This window comes from Bacteroidota bacterium (genome assembly GCA_016720935.1).
Lineage (GTDB): Bacteria > Bacteroidota > Bacteroidia > AKYH767-A > 2013-40CM-41-45 > JADKJP01.
In genome coordinates, this window is the sequence record JADKJP010000006.1 from 518,713 (window position 1) to 535,666 (window position 16,954).

Here is a 16,954-nt window from a genome sequence, read left to right on the forward strand (position 1 = left end):
CGAACCTCCTTTTCTTTTAAAACAGGTAGGAGATTCCAGCGTACATATCCAAACCTGATCCATCTATTTTCGCTATCTCATCCATTATATCAGCTGGAATAATGTTAAGTGGAATATTGTATCCGTCACTTTGTACTTTTTCGATAGAGTATTTTACATTGTAATATTTGATGCCACCGATAAATGACATCTTTTTTCGGTTGCACAATTCAAACTCTATACAACCGTGCGGTCCGGATGAATTTTTGTAATCATAAATATTGTGAGCACTTCCGGAGATTCTGCTTCCATCTATATCCATTCGTCCGGCTGAATAAAATCCATATCCTGCACCAACGTTTATACTGATCCTTCGGATACTTTTCTTTAAAAAGATCAGGTATTTTGCAGTAGGGGCAACGACAAAGCGATGAAATTTTCCACTCGCATTAGACACGGGTTGATCCAAAACGCTGATTTGATACATGAATTCCGAACTGAGTTCAAAAGGATCGTAAAGCCTGTAACCAAGGTTTAATCCAACCGCCAATCCTCCACCTGCACTGATATTGATTGTGGTTCCATTCGTGGATTCAAATACCGGATGATTTTCCGTTCCACCACCGGCGCCGAGGCGAAATTCAGCCCTGATTTTTCCAACATCACCAGGATCGATACCCTGACATTTACCCAAGGTATTCAGGAGTAGAAATATCCAGGTCAGAAGTAGTAATTGTATTTTCATTCAGATAAAGTTTTGCCGGATAAATTTCATTTACACTTAATTCTGTACTTTGAAAATAGATTATGAAAAAACCGGTTTCGAGTGAAAACCGGTTTTTTTCCAAAAGAGTAGTAGAGCTTTAGTTCTTCATCCTTGTTAATTTATCCGGGTTCAGGATATAAATATTCTTATCACGGATATCAATGAGTTTTTCTTCCTTAAAATCAGAAAGCGTACGGATGACAGATTCTGTAGCTGTACCCACCATACTTGCCAGATCCTCCCTTGAAACAGAGAAAACAAGAGATTTGTCCCCATGATGCACAAATTGATTCTGCAGAGAAATCAGCGCGTCAGCGACTCGTTTCCTTACAGAGTTGTAGGCCAGGTTGATCAGTTTCTCTTCCATTTCCTGGAGGTTATTGCTGAGCAGTTTGATGAACTTCGCCGCGACATCACGGTTAGAATACAAGAGAGAGAAAAAATCCTGTTTTGGGATAATGCAGATTTCCGCCTCTTCAAGTGCTTCAGCGGATTCACGGTATTCTGTATTTTCAATCAAATCAATGTATCCGATAAAATCACCTTCATTTTGAATAGAAGTGATAAATTCCTTACCATCTTCATTTGTTTTAAAGGTTTTTACTTTTCCCTTGTTGATGAATACGATTCCATTGGGCTCATCACCTTCCATATAGATCATTTCTTTTTTCTTGAAATGATGTATTTTTCTCTCGGAAGAAAGTTTGCTCAATTCCTCGAGACCTTTGGCTTTTGCAAGGAACTCATTCAGTCCTTCGACATTTTTATTGAATTCCTTTTTGAAAATTTCATTTTTGCGTAAACGAGCTTCTACCGCATTCAGCAGCTCCATTTCTTCAAAAGGTTTCGTCAGATAATCATCAGCACCCATGCTCATACCTTTTCGCATATCCGATTTTTCGGCTTTTGCTGTAAGGAAAATAAACGGAATTCCTGATGTTGCCGGATTCTTGCTCAATAAATACAATACCCCATAACCATCCAGATCGGGCATCATGATATCGCAAATAATTAAATCAGGAGTTTCTTTACCGGCTAATTCAACCCCAATACGGCCATTTGGAGCCGTTACAACCGAGTAATTGGCAAGTTCGAGGATTTCGGAGATGTTTTCCCGCATATCCTTGTTGTCTTCTATAAGTAATATCTTTTTCATACTGCTGTGCTAGTGTTCAATGGAATTTTGACGGTAAAGGTAGTACCTTTATTGATTTCGCTGCTAAATTCTATGTTTCCTTTCAATAATTGCACATATCTGCGCACAATATTTAAGCCCAAACCGGTTCCCTGGATGGCAGTAACATTAGCAGCCCTGAAAAATCGCTCAAAAAGGTGCTCCTGGTCTTCTGCCGGAATCCCGATACCGTGATCTGTCACTTTAACAATTATTTGATCACCAATAATGGTGGTAAAATCGATTTCCTTGCCTTCCTGTGAATATTTTATGGCATTATTTAAAAGGTTAAAGCAAATATTCCGAAGTACCTGTTTGTCCAGATTTACTTCACGAATCTGGCCTTCATGCTTGTAATTGATGATTTGGCCCGGTTTTGCGACGATCTGAAGCTCTTCTTTTACGTCCTCTGAAAAATTAACCAAATCAAATTCGCTGGGGTGTGCCTCGATATTGCCTCCTTCGAGTTTCTCAAGACTCAGGAAATCATTGAGAATTTCAGTCAGGTTTTTTACAGACGATTTTACACGGTCAATGTGTTTTGCCCTTTTCTCGGATTCTTCGGGTTTATTATACTTTTCTAAAAGTGAAACAGAGGATAATATCGTACTTAATGGAGTCCGAAATTCATGCGATGCAATGGACACGAATTTGGATTTCATTTCATTAAGCGATTTCTCCTTTTCTAATGATAAGAGGATTTCTTTCTCCGCGTTTTTAAGCTCTGTAATATTTTGTACTACAATCAATGCTTCTTTTACAAAGCCTTTGGCATCTGGTAATGGCACAGAAATCATACTGTAGTTCCGTTCATTGTGTTCAAAATCAAGAGAAATACTTTCCCAGTTGAACACTTTCTGCATTTGATCTGAAACCATAGGTTCACCTTTCCAGAAGGGTAGTGATCCAACCGGCATTCCGGTGAGTTCGTCACGCTTGAGATTCAATTCCTGCAATTCCTTACCATCAATGAACACTGTTCTCATTGATTTGTCGATCACACAGATCATTCCGTTCGGAAAATTTCTCGCAATCGTACTGTACAATCGCTGGCTATCCCGCAAGGCATCTTCCACTTTTGCCCTGACCTCCATCTCCTCCTGCAAACTAGAATTCACTTCTGCCAGGGTATAATTGGCTTCCGCAAGCTCCTTCGTTCGCATTTCTACTCTTCCTTCAAGTTCCTCATTGACCTGGTTAATGATGTCTTCCTGCTTTTTTCTTTCTGTGATATCAATGATAAAACTGATGACGTAAAGTTGGTCTTTGATTTTAAAAGAACTTAAACTGATTTCAACAGGGAATTCGGTGGAATCCCTTCGTTTAGCAAACAAACTGAGACCTTTCCCCATTGGCCGGTTGTGCAATTCGTCATAATACTCATTGCGGTAATGGCCATGCCTTGGAGTGAAGCGGTCAGGAATTAGCAGCTCGATTTGTTTTCCGACCAAACCAATATCCTTATATCCGAATTGCTCAAGGGACCTGGGATTAGCCATCACGATTTCACCCTTTTTATTACTGATGATAATACCTTCAGTCGCATGCTTGAACATCGCGTCCAAATGCTGTGTGCTTTTTAGAAGCTTTTCCTGTGACTCCTTATATTTGATGATGGCAAACGTGAAGGCCCAAATAAAAAGTAAGGGCAGAATATTGGTTACAACATCTTCCGTTTCCGAAGGATTCTTTCGGAAATTGATGAAGTATCCGAGAATGATCATGCCGGAAAGCAATACGCTCGCATCAAAAGTCGTTCGGTTACCTGGCGACCAGATCGTCATGAGTACAATGAGAGAATAAACAAACTCAAGGTGAAGTGCCCGGGGCGCAAAACAAGTTAATCCGAAGATAATCAAGCTCAAAGCCAACCCGAAAAACTGAACTTTTTTAAACATAAAAGTTGTACCAATAAAACTGGTGATGGATAATTTCTTTCAAATTTAGAAATTCCTGACAAATACTAAAAGACATTCAAATGTTTGACATATTAACATTTAACGCCTGATGAAGATCAAACCTGGTAATGACTTCTGTCATATAGACATGGGAATGTTGAAGGTAGATTTGAAACATACTTCGAATTCGTATATCCATGAAAAATTTTAATATAAACCCAATTCGAAAAATTCTTGTGCCCACAGACTTTTCTTCGAATGCGAAGAATGCAACGGATTATGCATGCAACCTGGCCAAAACCCTGGATAGCAAAATAGTTTTGTTTCATTCGACACATCTTCCCGTTGTGTCAGCGAATGAAGTAATCATGGCTGTAGATCCGGTTAGCCTGGAAAAAGATTCATTAAATCATTTGAATTTACTCAAAAAAGAAATTGAAAAAAACTTTGGACAGGTTGAAATTGAAAATGTAACAACCATCGGTTTTGCTGTTGAAGAGATTATAGATGTAGTGAAGGAGCAGAAAATTGATCTGGTAGTAATGGGTACAAAAGGAGCCAGCGGAATGACCGAAATATTAATCGGCAGCAATACTGCGGATGTAATTGAAAAGTGTCATTGTCCGGTTTTAGCTATACCAGCTGAATCTCATTTTAAAGTTCCTAAAAAAGTAGTATTCGCGACCAATTATGCCGACAATGATTTTCAGTCCATCTATTTGTTGGCTGAAATAATGAAACCATTCAATGCTGAAATTGTAATTCTGCATGTAGACGATAACCAGGATAGCAAAATGGAAAGCAGGATGCTTGAATGGTTTAAAGGGCAGGTGAATACTAATATTCCGTACGATCAGTTTTTGTTTAATCTGATTTCCGGCAAAAACACAATAGAAGCTCTTGATCAGTTTATCATGGAAAATGATGTGGATATTCTTTCTGTTTCCATGCGGAAAAGAAATTTCTTTGACAAACTGACCAGTAAGAGTTTGACACGCAAGCTTGCCTACCATACTCATATCCCGCTTCTCGCATTTCATGCACACAATGTCGGCGGTACACCTTTGTTTTGAGATCGTCAAAAACCAACCTTCGGATGAAAAAGGATAGGGGAATCATTACTGCAAGTTCATTTTATCCCTGAGCAATACAACAAGAGAAATGTTCATTTTTCTTCAATCATTTTCGCGTTGGTTTTATCAGTAATTAGTGTGGTCTATCCATTCGCGGAAAGTTTCCGGAAAATTCTCTTCAACGTTGAGCTAAACTGAACAATTCTCTTCAGGATTCCTCCCGGAATCAATTGTTCATTTTTATTTAAAGGGAAAGAAATTGTGAGAATGAAGAACAAAGCGATTGTTTTATTGAGCTTATCTGTTTGTTACCTCTTGTATTCCTTATGGGTATATACGGCAGGAACCGCAGGACCCGCAATCACCATACACCCTGATGAAGCTGCTCAAAGAGGAAAGCTCGTTTATCAGAAATACAATTGTGCCGCTTGTCATCAGATTTTTGGTCTGGGTGGTTATCTCGGTCCTGAGCTTACGACAACCATGTCGCAACAAGGCAAAGGGGAAATTCTTGCAAATGCGTTCCTCATAAGTGGCAGCCCTAGAATGCCAAACCTGCACCTGCAACAGCAGGAAGTCGCTGATGTCATCGAATACCTGAAATATGTCGATCAAATCGCGCTTGCAGGAAAATACAGTGGATCCCCAATAGCTGTACGATGATAATTGCCAAATAAAATGAATCAAAATAGTTTTCAGCTTAACATTAAATATTAAACAAATTCATTGAAGAAATTAATTCCATAATGAAAAAATCAAAAAGATCCTGGGCCGAGCCCTATAAAATAAAAATGGTAGAGCTGGTGCACATGACCAGCCGTGAAGAAAGAAAAGTTGCTTTGGGAAAAGCCGGTTACAATACGTTCCTGCTCCATTCAAAAGATGTGTACATCGATTTGCTGACAGATAGCGGTACATCTGCTATGTCTGATCGCCAATGGGCGGGAATGATGACCGGTGACGAAGCCTACGCGGGTAGCGAAAATTTTTATCATCTCGAAGCAGCAATCCGGAAGTATTATGGTTACCGTCATGTAGTACCTACTCACCAGGGAAGAGGAGCAGAGAACATCATTTCAAAAATAATGATCAAACCGGGAGATATCATTCCCGGAAATATGTATTTCACCACCACTCGTCTTCACCAGGAACTTGCCGGCGGAACTTTCGCGGATATCATTATCGATGAAGCTCATGATTCACTAAGTGAACATCCATTCAAAGGAAATGTGGACATCAGTAAACTCGATGCCCTTGTTCGTCAGCACGGTGCTAAGAAAATATCTTATGTGTCGCTCGCGACTTCAGTGAATATGGCCGGCGGACAACCGGTATCGATGGCGAATCTGAAGGAACTGAGAGCTTATACAAATAAGCATAAAATAAAAATTATTCACGACATGACACGTGTCGCTGAAAACGCTTATTTCATAAAGGTCCGCGAAAAAGGATATGCGAATAAATCAGTTGCAGAGATTGTAAAAGAAATTTGTTCGCTCACAGATGGCGCGACGATGAGCGCGAAAAAAGACGCGCTGGTCAATATCGGTGGCTTCCTGGCATTGAACGATAAAAAATTGTACGACGAAGCCAGCAACCTGGTAGTGGTATATGAAGGTTTGCACACGTATGGCGGTTTAGCCGGACGCGATATGGAAGCGATGGCTATCGGTATTTCAGAATCAGTGCAAGACGATCATATTCGTGCCCGCATCGGACAGGTGGAATATCTCGGTCATCAATTGTTGGACATGGGAATTCCGATCGTTATCCCAATCGGCGGACATGGAATTTTTATCGATGCAAAAAGATTTTTGCCTCATCTGAAACAAACACAGTTTCCTGCGCAAACACTTGCTGCAGAAATTTATCTCGATTCAGGTGTGCGCACAATGGAAAGAGGGATTGTTTCCGCCGGAAGAAATAAGGAAACCGGCGACCACTATTACCCGGAACTGGAATTGGTTCGACTTACAATCCCGCGTCGTGTCTATACACAGGCACACATGGATGTTGTCGCGGAATCTGTTAATGAAGTATTCTTAAGAAGAAAAAAGATCAAAGGCTTGAAAATGACATTTGAGCCTCAGTATCTCCGTTTCTTCCAGGCGAAATTCAAGCCTTTATAGTTTAAGACGTAAGACAAATAAAATGGAAAGACAATTCAAACCCGAAAGCCTGATGATGTCATTCGGTTATAAACCGGAATGGTCAGAAGGCGCATTAAAATGCCCAATCTTTCAAACATCAACATTTGTTTTTAAGTCAGCGGAAGATGGAAAGGCGTTCTTTGAAGTGGCCTATGGTCTCCGTGAAAAAGGGAAGACTGAAAAACTCGGATTAATCTACTCGCGAATCAATAATCCGGATCTGGAAATTCTGGAGAACAGACTTACACTCTGGGATAAAGCCGATGATTGCGCTGTGTTTGAAAGCGGTCTCGCCGCAATCACCACTGTGCTGATGGAATTTTTATCACCCGGAGATCTTCTGCTTTACAGTTCTCCGCTCTATGGCGGAACGGATCATTTTATTCATCAGGTATTAAGCCGACTTGGAATTACAAGCATCGCCTTTCATGCCGGACATTCAGAGAAGGACATCGAATCCATGATTGAAAAGAGTGGAAAGAAAGACAAGCTGGGATTGGTTTACATTGAAACTCCGGCGAATCCCACCAATTCTCTTATCGATATGGAATTGTGCGCACGTATCGCCGCGAAATTTTCTACCCCTGCAAGAAAAATTCCTCTTGCTGTTGACAATACCTATATGGGTCCGCTATGGCAACATCCGTTGCAACATGGAGCCGATCTGGTATTGTATTCCGCCACAAAATACATTGGTGGGCACAGTGATGTGATTGCCGGTGCTTGCCTGGGTTCCTTTGAACTGATGAAGCGAATAAAAACTCTCAGGACTTTTCTGGGTAACATGGCCGGACCATGGACAGGCTGGCTCCTGATGCGTAGTCTTGAAACATTAAAGGTGCGAATGGAAACGCAAAGTAAGAACGCGATGAAAGTCGCTGACTTTCTCTCAAAGCATCCCAAAGTTGAAAAGGTTTATTATCTCGGTTTGATTAAAGAGAATGATCCTCAGCACGAAATCTACAAACGCCAATGCCTGAATCCCGGCGCGATGGTGTCCTTTGATATCAAAGGAGGAGAAGCGGAAGCTTTTGATTTTCTCAATCACCTTCGTCTGATCAAATTGGCGGTAAGTCTGGGCAGTACTGAATCATTAGCAGAACATCCTGCTACAATGACCCATTGCGATGTCTCCAAGGAAGACCGCGATCGCCTCGCCATCTCAGAAAAATTAATCCGCCTCTCCATCGGCGTAGAATATCCGGATGATATTATTTGGGATATACAGCAGGCACTTGAAGGAGCTTAGTTGTTAGTTATTAGTTATTAGTTATTAGTTATGAGTTATGAGTTGAACACTAGGGAAATAGCCACCGACGTAATTCTAAAATCTACAATCTACAATCTACAATCAGAAATCTACAATCAGAAATCTACAATCTAAAATCCATCCATGCATTTCAAAACCATATTCGAACCCTTCCGCATAAAAATGGTGGAACCATTATCGGTAACTACAGAAGCTCAGCGAAAGGAATTTTTGGAAGAAGCACATTACAATCCATTTCTCCTCAAGAGTGAACAAGTGCTTATCGATTTTCTGACGGATAGCGGAACATCCGCGATGAGTCAGAATCAATGGGCAGGGATGATGGCAGGAGATGAATCCTATGCGGGAGCAAGGAGCTGGACAAAATTTGAAAAAGTCGTGCATGATCTCACCGGCATGCCATACATTTTGCCAACGCATCAGGGTAGGGCAGCGGAGCGGATTTTGTATAGCCATCTCGGTGGAGAAGGAAAATATTTTATCAGCAATACCCATTTCGATACGACACGTGCCAATATTGAATTCTCCGGCGCTCTCGCGTACGATATTCCAATTCTTGAAGCAAAAGATTTTTCCGCGCATCATCCTTTCAAAGGAAATATGGATGTGGTAAAATTAAAAGAACTGATTCGAGAACTGGGAGCAAAAAATATTGCCGGAGTAATTTTGACTGTCACCAACAACAGCGGGGGAGGTCAGCCGGTGAGTATGCAAAATGCGCGGGAAGTTGGAAAGATATGTCACGAAGAAAATATTCTGTTTATCCTGGACATGTGTCGCATCGCGGAGAATGCCTACTTCATTCACGACAGGGAAGAGGGTTTTAAAGACAGAACCTTCAAAGAAATCGCGCAGGAAATGTGTTCCTATGCTGATGCCTGTATCATGAGCGCGAAAAAGGATGGACTTGTAAACATGGGCGGATTCCTTTCCCTGCGTAGTAAGGATTTATCGGATGCCTGTACGCAATTGCTCATTATTACAGAGGGATATGCAACATACGGTGGATTGTCTGGCAGAGACATGGAAGCAATCGCTATAGGTCTGGAAGAAGTCTTTGATCCCGCATACCTGCATTACCGGATCAGGAGCACAACTTATCTGGGCGAAGCATTATACAAAAAAGGTGTACCGCTGATTTATCCGGTCGGTGGACATGCTGTGTATATTGACGCGAAAGGATTTTATCCGAATATTCCAGTTGAACATTATCCCGGACAAGCACTAGTGTGTGAATTGTACAAAATGGGAGGTATCCGTTGTGTGGAGGTTGGTTCTGTCATGTTCGGGAAATACGATGACAAGGGTAAATTAATTCCTGCTCCGATGGAATTGGTACGTTTGGCTATTCCTCGTCGTGTGTATACGCAAAGTCATATCGATTTTGTTATAGAGGTTTTTGATGAAGTAATTAAGGCAAAAGATTCTGCACGAGGATTAAGAATTACTCACGAGCCGCATTTCCTCCGTCATTTCACCGCGCAATTTGAATTGATCTGATATTTGCACTAGAATCGGGACTTATTTTGATTTATGCATTTTCACAAATTTGAAAGTGAGAATTATCATGATGCTGTATAATTAATTTACGGTATTTCGCCGATTATGTCTATGGAAAAATCCGACAAGCTTGCGAAAACATTCCTCATCACAGCGATGGTTTGTTTGCTTGCCGGACTTTTGTTTGGATTGGCCGGTGGGATCCAATATGTAATACCGCTTTGGATGAAGGATTCATTTCCTTTCACACGTTTACGTCCATTGCACGTTTCACTTGTTATTACCTGGATTTTTACAGCCGCTTCGGGTGGTATTTATTATTATTTACCCAGAATTGTAAAACAACCATTGTATTCTCTCAAGCTGGGTTGGTTGCATTACAGTTTGCTGGTCATTACTATCCTCCTGATATCAGCCGGATATTTTTCCGGAATTTTTGGTGGCAGAGAATACCTGGAATTTCCTCCGGTACTTGGACTCCTCATCCTATCGTATTGGATCGTATTTCTGGTAAATTATTTCTCCACTGTCAGAAAATATATTGGCAAATGGCCAATCTATTTATGGATGTGGTCTGTCGGACTGATATTTTTCGCGTTCACTTTTCTGGAGTCCCAGCTTTGGATTATTCCTTACTTCCGTGACAATATTGTAAGGGATACGACAATACAATGGAAAGCATTGGGTTCAATGGTTGGCTCCTGGAATATGATGGTTTATGGAACGGCATTTTACCTCATGGAAAAAATAAGTGGTAAAACCAGTGTTGTATTTGCCCGAAAAACATTCTTTTTCTTCTTTCTCGGTTTGACAAATCTGATGTTCAACTGGGGACATCATACTTATATAGTACCTGCTTCTACCTGGATCAGGGATGTGTCCTATATTATAAGTATGACAGAACTTTTAATCCTTGGTAATATTATTTATCAATGGCGTAGTACAGTTTCAGAAATCAATCGTTTTGGAAATATCAATGCTTTCCGGTTTTTATCCGCGGCGGATATCTGGATTTTTCTCAACCTTATCCTGGCAATTCTGCTTTCGGTTCCCGCGATAAATTTGCACACCCACGGAACACATTTTACTGTCGCTCACGCCATGGGAACAACCATCGGAATCAATACCATGATTCTTCTGGCTTCTTTAATATATATCCGTGAAAATTATTCCGGTATTCAAAAAACATTAAAAGTATCATCCGGTTTTTGGATCTGTAATATTTCATTGATTATTTTTTGGTTTTCATTATTAATGGCAGGATTTATAAAATCACTTTCCCAGGGCCAGCTCACACACCAGGATATTCTCGCCCGCCAAATTCCATGGTTTTATGCAATTGCAATTTCTGGCTTGCTATTTTTAATTGGAATGATTCTAATTATCAAATCAGTTGTGATGACGAAGAGTAAATGATGAAGAGTGAATAGTTTGCAATCTGTTTAAATTCAAATATAAATAGACCAAACTAAACTCCTATCTAGGAGCCCAAAGCTGAAAACTCAGAACTCATAACTAAAAATTCAAAATTCAAAATTCATAATTCATACCACATAACCTGACCCCAGTCATTTACAACCTTGCATTATTATCGTTTATTTATATTCTGCGATAATTCTGTAATTATGAAAACGTATCTTCTTGTTACTCTCTCCCTGGTGCTTGTTTTTAGTTCTTGTAAGAAAGACGAAGAAACTACACCCACTCCGGAACCATCCACATTAAATATTCAGATCAGTCATGCTGTGGATGCGAATACTTTGTATTTCGATTCGCTTCTTTATACAAATGAAGCTGGTTACAATTATGCAATATCACGCGTATGGTATTATCTTTCAAATGTCCGCCTGATTAAATCAGATAGTTCAGAAGTGAAAATACTGGATTATCGGTTTATCGACGGCTCCCGACCTACACTCGGAAACCTGGATATCGGTTCAGTTGCAAAAGGATCCTACATCGGATTGGCTTATTGCATCGGACTCGATTCCGCCACCAATCAATCTTATTCATTACCGGTTACAACCGATAATCAGAATATGGAATGGCCAGATGGAATGGGAGGAGGGTATCACTTCCTGAAATTTGAAGGACATTTTGTCGACAGCGGGAGCACATTCGGCTTCGCCATGCATATCGGGACAAACAATTATCTGGTGAACGGAAAATTGTTTGCACCCATTACTATTGGAGATGGAGTCAATACTTTGAATATAGAAATGAACATGAACGAATGGTTCAAAAATCCGTCTGTTTATGATTTTAATATGGACGGAAATTATTCTATGAGCAGCATGATGGCGATGGAAAAATTAATGATGAATGGTGCAGATGTATTAAAAATTAAGTGATGAAAAAGACACTCTATTTATCCTTTGCGCTGATGTTGTTGATCGCGGGCATCAGCTCTGTTTCCTGCAAAAAAGATGCTGAGGAAACACCCACTCCGGAAACTCCTTATACTCCTACGCCTTACACCTTACGAGTTCCAACCGGTTGGACAACTCCGGTCATCCCGGATTTTAATCCAACAACCGTTGAAGGAATTCGTCTTGGGAGAATGTTGTTTTATGATGATATTCTTTCGATGAATGGAAGATCCTGTTCCTCCTGCCATCATCCTGACAAATCGTATTCCACTCCACTGTTCATCACAAGCGGAGGAGAATCTATTAGTGTACCACCGCTGATCAATCTGGCATGGAATACCGATTTTGAATGGTACGGACAAGTTGCTCATATGGATCACGTTCCACTGGGAGATTTTACCCCGGAATTTTTTGATCCGAATATGGATACAATTGTTGCAAGAATCAAAGCGCATCCTTTGTACCCTCGTTATTTTTATGAAGCATTCAATGTTAAGGATGTTGGTGCTATTTCTTCTGATGAGCTGAAATTAAAAACCTCTTACGCTATTATTCAATTTGTAAGGACCATTATTTCCGACAGCTCAAAATACGACAGAGTAATGCGTCATCAGACTGCCTTTACTCCTGAAGAAATGCACGGCAGCACAATCTATTATACTGAAGCAGGTGATTGTTTCCATTGTCACGGCACTCCATTACTCACCAACAACGTCATGACCAATAATGGTCTGGATACTGTGTTCACAGGAGAAAATCGCGGTTATATCAATGTCACTGGCCGCCCAACAGATCTCGGAAAATTCAGCGCGCCAACATTGAGAAATATTGAACTTACCGCGCCTTACATGCACGATGGAAGGTTCCAGACACTGGAAGAAGTAATCGAATTCTATAATTCCGGAGTCCATTGGAATTCTCCAAACATCGACCCCATCATGACCAAACCTTTCAAGGAATATGGACTCATGCTCAGTGCACAGGACAAGGCTGACCTAATCGCATTCCTGAAAACATTTACGGATACATCTGTGATCCACAATCCGGAATATATTAGTCCGTTTTGATCTTATAGTTATTTATTTTATTTCAAAAGGGGAGTGGTTAATACTGCTCTCCTTTCTTTATTATAAAAGGAGAAAGAGATGTTTTCTGCCGGGATATCTTAGAATAAATCATTAACTTTATTTTGAAAATAATTTAGAGCAAAAAAATATTTCATTTTTCATTAGGTTTCAACTTCGCGAATTCTATTTGAAGGATATGTTGAATTGATTATTTCACAATACAATTTCAAATACGAAAAATTACTTTTCACCAAACCTCAAATAATTTTGCACATACGATTCTGAATTACTTATTTTTCTTAATGATTTTAGTCATATGATGGCGTGTGGGAAGGGAATTTCTTCGTGGTTCAAATACTGATTACAATGAAAGAAAAAAACAAAGCTGGAAAAAACCAGTCCGACGATATGAAATCAAATTCTAAAGGCCTGAAATTTACCCGCTATTTTACTGAAGACACGGTTTCTCCTTTCGACCAGTTTGCTTATGAAAAAAGAAGTTCTGTGATTCGAAACCCGCAGGGAGATGCGGTTTTTGAAATGCATAATGTGGAAGTTCCCGGAACATGGTCGCAGGTGGCAACGGATATTCTGGCTCAGAAATATTTTCGGAAAACGGGTGTCCCCCAACAGGATGGAAGTCTGGGTGGAGAACATTCCATCAAACAGGTTGCGCACAGAATGGCGGAATGCTGGATGGAGTGGGGAAAAAACCACGGTTACTTTGAAACAGATAAAGATGCACAAGTCTTTTATGACGAATTGGTCTTTATGATCATCGGGCAATACGCCGCTCCAAATTCACCTCAATGGTTCAATACCGGATTGTTCAATACATATGGTATCAAAGGAACAAGTCAGGGTCATTATTATGTGGACCCGCAAACGGAAAAAGTTCATGTATCACATTCCGCATACGAAAGACCACAACCGCATGCATGCTTTATCCTTTCGGTGGATGATGACCTGGTGAATCCCGGAGGCATCATGGATCTTTGGGTGCGTGAAGCAAGAATCTTCAAATATGGTAGCGGAGTAGGATCGAATTTCTCATCTATCAGAGGAGAAAATGAAAAACTCAGCGGTGGTGGTTATTCATCCGGATTAATGTCATTCCTGAAAATCGGTGATCGTGCCGCCGGAGCAATCAAATCCGGTGGAACAACACGACGTGCCGCTAAGATGGTTTGTCTCGATCTGGATCATCCGGAGATAGAAAAATTCGTGCATTGGAAAGTGGAAGAGGAGAATAAAGTGGCTGCGTTGATTGCAGCAGGTTATTCTTCCGATTATGAAGGAGAAGCTTATGCGACTGTATCCGGACAAAATTCCAATAACTCTGTACGTATCCCCAACAAGTTTTTTAAAGCCGTTGATGAAAACCGCAATTGGGATCTGATCGCAAGATCGGATGGGCGTGTGACGGATTCTGTTTCAGCTCGTAAACTATGGGATGATATTGCTTACGCTGCCTGGCGCTGCGCTGATCCCGGCGTTCAGTATGATTCAACTATCAATGAATGGCATACTTGTCCGGAAGGCGGGAAAATAAGGGCTTCAAACCCGTGTTCCGAATACATGTTCCTCGATGATACTGCCTGCAATCTTGCTTCGCTGAATCTTCGTAAATTCTTTGATGAGGATACACTGCAATTCAATGTAAGCGCTTATCAGCATGCTTGCCGTCTCTGGACAGTTGTACTGGAGATCTCCGTGCTCATGGCGCAGTTCCCATCAAAAGAGGTCGCTGAAAAGAGTTATGAATACAGAACACTCGGTCTGGGTTATGCCAATCTTGGTTCTTTACTCATGTTCTCAGGGATTCCGTACGACAGTGATGAAGCACGCGCGATAGGTGCAGCAATTACAGCGATTATGACCGGTACAGCTTACAAAGCATCCGCTGAAATGGCAATGCAATTGGGCGCATTCAAACAATATGAGAAAAACCGGGAGCACATGTTGCGTGTCATCCGTAATCATCGCTACGCGGCCTATCATGCGAATGAAGCCTACGAAGGACTTGAAATCAAACCGGAAGGAATCGATGCAAAAAATTGTCCGGATTATCTTTTAAGCGCTGCCTGCAAGTCCTGGGATGAAGCGTTACAGCTGGGTGAATTGCATGGTTTCAGAAACGCGCAAGTGAGTGTGATCGCTCCAACAGGAACGATTGGTCTGGTGATGGATTGTGATACCACCGGCGTTGAACCGGATTTCGCCTTGGTGAAATTCAAAAAACTCAGTGGTGGAGGTTATTTTAAAATTGTGAATCAAAGCGTGCCCGGCGCGCTTCATAATCTCGGTTATACAAAAACACAGATTAAAGAGATTGTCAATTATGCCAAAGGAAGCGGCAGTTTCCATGGTGCTCCTACAATCAATGTAGAAACACTGAAAGCAAAGGGATTCACCAAAGAAGATATTTCAAATCTTGAAAAAGCATCCGCCGGTGCTTTTGATATTCGTTTTATTTTCAATCGCTGGACATTGGGAGAAGCCTGTATGAATCGTCTTTGCATCAACAATGAAGTCGAATCTAAACCTGGATTCAATCTCCTGCATCACCTTGGATTTACAGAGGAGCAAATTGAAGAAGCTAACGTGTATGTATGCGGTACCATGACAGTTGAAGGCGCTCCTTACCTGAAGGATAAAGATCTTCCTGTTTTTGATTGCGCGAACAGATGTGGTAATACCGGACAACGTTTCATTCAGCCATTCGGACATATTCGTATGATGGCTGCTGTTCAGCCATTCATTTCAGGAGCTATTTCAAAAACCATCAATCTTCCAAATGAGTCTACAAAAGAAGATGTAAAGAAATGTTATGATTTAAGTTGGAAGCTCGGTTTAAAAGCAACAGCTTTGTATCGTGACGGATGTAAGTTGTCTCAGCCACTGGCAACATCTTCCAAAAAGAAAGAATCTTCTACTAAGGAAGGAGCTGAAACCAAAGTGGAAAACATCATTTCCAATGAACCGCTTTCTGCCGAACAAGTCCTTGAAGCCGCAAGAAGAATTATCAATGAATCATCGGATACCAAATTCAAACGTCAGCTCAGCAACATCGTTCACCGCAAACGTTTGCCGGATAAACGTGGCGGGTTTACGCAAAAGGCAAAACTTGGCGGACATACCGTTTTTGTACGGACAGGTGAATACGGTGACGGTACTCTTGGTGAAATCTTCATCGACATGCACAAAGAAGGAGCATCCTTCCGTTCATTGATGAATTGTTTCGCGATTTCTGTTTCGATCGGTTTGCAATACGGTGTTCCGCTGGAAGAATTTGTGGAGAAATTTATTTTCACACGCTTTGAGCCATCCGGACCAGTGGATCATCCAAATATCAAGACTTCCACTTCTGTGATCGATTACATTTTCCGTTTGTTAGCGCTGGAATATCTGGGTAGGGAAGACCTTGTGCAAATTAAACCGGTAAAGAATGTTGCAAATCCGGCTCCCAATCCGGTTGTTCATACAAAGGAATCAGTTGTAAAGCATGAATTGAGTCCCGAGGTGAGTGCTGATCAAACCAATCAGTATCTCAGCAGCATGATGGGTGACGCTCCTGTTTGTTCCAATTGCGGACATATCACCATTCGTTCAGGCTCCTGCTATAAGTGCCTGAACTGTGGTACAAGTCTGGGTTGTAGTTAAAAATTGTTTGTTTGACTGAAAAATGGCCCGGACAATTTGTTTCGG

Annotated in this window: 12 protein-coding genes; 9 read left to right on the forward strand and 3 right to left on the reverse strand. The window is 41.0% G+C overall.

Going from position 1 to position 16,954, the window contains the following annotated elements; genetic code table 11:
* Nucleotides 1-16 precede the first annotated feature (16 nt).
* From IPP86_10515 to IPP86_10525, 3 genes are all read right to left on the reverse strand, one after another.
* On the reverse strand, nt 17-724 hold the full coding sequence (locus IPP86_10515; protein MBL0138948.1) for a hypothetical protein: 708 nt from the start codon (nt 722-724) through the stop codon (nt 17-19).
* Between the two features lie 118 nt (nt 725-842).
* On the reverse strand, nt 843-1,901 hold the full coding sequence (locus tag IPP86_10520; protein ID MBL0138949.1) for a response regulator: 1,059 nt from the start codon (nt 1,899-1,901) through the stop codon (nt 843-845).
* On the reverse strand, nt 1,898-3,817 hold the full coding sequence (locus IPP86_10525; protein ID MBL0138950.1) for a PAS domain S-box protein: 1,920 nt from the start codon (nt 3,815-3,817) through the stop codon (nt 1,898-1,900). The genes IPP86_10520 and IPP86_10525 overlap by 4 nt, the downstream gene beginning before the upstream one ends.
* A 197-nt stretch (nt 3,818-4,014) precedes the next feature.
* Here IPP86_10525 and IPP86_10530 point away from each other — a divergent pair, with 197 nt between their 5' ends.
* The 9 genes from IPP86_10530 (at nt 4,015) to IPP86_10570 (ending at nt 16,909) form a co-directional block, all read left to right on the forward strand.
* Nucleotides 4,015-4,890: a universal stress protein gene (locus tag IPP86_10530; protein ID MBL0138951.1), complete on the forward strand. Its 876-nt coding sequence runs from the start codon at nt 4,015-4,017 to the stop codon at nt 4,888-4,890.
* Between the two features lie 267 nt (nt 4,891-5,157).
* Nucleotides 5,158-5,553: a cytochrome c gene (locus IPP86_10535; protein MBL0138952.1), complete on the forward strand. Its 396-nt coding sequence runs from the start codon at nt 5,158-5,160 to the stop codon at nt 5,551-5,553.
* An 83-nt stretch (nt 5,554-5,636) separates the two neighbouring features.
* Nucleotides 5,637-7,019 carry a tyrosine phenol-lyase gene (locus IPP86_10540; protein MBL0138953.1) on the forward strand — a complete coding sequence of 461 codons (1,383 nt, stop codon included), beginning with the start codon at nt 5,637-5,639 and terminating at the stop codon, nt 7,017-7,019.
* A 22-nt stretch (nt 7,020-7,041) separates the two neighbouring features.
* Nucleotides 7,042-8,289 carry a cystathionine gamma-synthase family protein gene (locus IPP86_10545; GenBank protein ID MBL0138954.1) on the forward strand — a complete coding sequence of 416 codons (1,248 nt, stop codon included), beginning with the start codon at nt 7,042-7,044 and terminating at the stop codon, nt 8,287-8,289.
* A gap of 144 nt (nt 8,290-8,433) precedes the next feature.
* A complete protein-coding gene (locus tag IPP86_10550) occupies nt 8,434-9,810 on the forward strand; it encodes a tryptophanase (protein MBL0138955.1) in 1,377 nt (458 codons plus the stop codon).
* Nucleotides 9,811-9,921: 111 nt separating this feature from the next.
* On the forward strand, nt 9,922-11,226 hold the full coding sequence (locus IPP86_10555) for a cbb3-type cytochrome c oxidase subunit I (GenBank protein ID MBL0138956.1): 1,305 nt from the start codon (nt 9,922-9,924) through the stop codon (nt 11,224-11,226).
* 209 nt (nt 11,227-11,435) lie between these two features.
* Nucleotides 11,436-12,161 carry a hypothetical protein gene (locus IPP86_10560; GenBank protein ID MBL0138957.1) on the forward strand — a complete coding sequence of 242 codons (726 nt, stop codon included), beginning with the start codon at nt 11,436-11,438 and terminating at the stop codon, nt 12,159-12,161.
* The gene (locus tag IPP86_10565) at nt 12,161-13,246 is read left to right on the forward strand and encodes a c-type cytochrome (protein ID MBL0138958.1); all 1,086 of its coding nucleotides are present in this window, start codon (nt 12,161-12,163) and stop codon (nt 13,244-13,246) included. Before IPP86_10560 ends, IPP86_10565 begins: the two co-directional genes overlap by 1 nt.
* Nucleotides 13,247-13,612: 366 nt before the next feature.
* Nucleotides 13,613-16,909, forward strand: a complete 3,297-nt coding sequence (locus IPP86_10570) for a vitamin B12-dependent ribonucleotide reductase (protein MBL0138959.1) — start codon at nt 13,613-13,615, stop codon at nt 16,907-16,909.
* Nucleotides 16,910-16,954: the final 45 nt, after the last annotated feature.